The organism is Acidovorax sp. Q11 (assembly GCF_054950075.1).
Genome location: NZ_JBUDZG010000099.1, coordinates 1 through 485 on the forward strand (window position 1 = coordinate 1; position 485 = coordinate 485).

A 485-nucleotide genomic window follows, 5' to 3' on the forward strand; every position below is an offset into this window, starting at 1 on the left:
ATCAAGACGAACTTCACCAGATTGCCCAGCGCATCCGTCAGCGCCAGTATCTTCGTGGTCATGCCTCCCCGCGAGTGGCCTATGGCCTGGCCCGAAGTCCCCCTTTTGCCCCCTGGCCGTGCCGATGTACTTTCACAATCGTGGCATCCACTATCGCATATTCCATGTCTGGCTGCTCGCTCACTGCATCGAACAGGCGTTGGAATACGTCGGCCTTGACCCAGTCTCTAAAGCGCTTGAACACAGTGTTCCACTTGCCGAACTCTGGCGGCAGGTCTCGCCAGGGGCTGCCTGTGCGGGCAATCCACAGCACTGCCTCAACGAAGCGGCGGTTGTCTGTGCCGCTGCGTCCCGGATCACTTGGCTTGCCAAGGCCGTGGGGCTCCATCTTTGCCCATTGTGCGTCTGTCAGTACCCATCGAATGCTCATCTGCCTATTGCACCATATCCCCGTGCTCGGCTGAAATGATTCTCAACAGACCCTA

The 485-nt window shown here is 58.4% G+C and carries 1 pseudogene; it reads right to left on the reverse strand.

Going from position 1 to position 485, the window contains the following annotated elements:
- Positions 1-430: pseudogene (locus ACYZGB_RS22850) on the reverse strand (IS5 family transposase); the annotation flags it as partial.
- Positions 431-485: the final 55 nt, after the last annotated feature.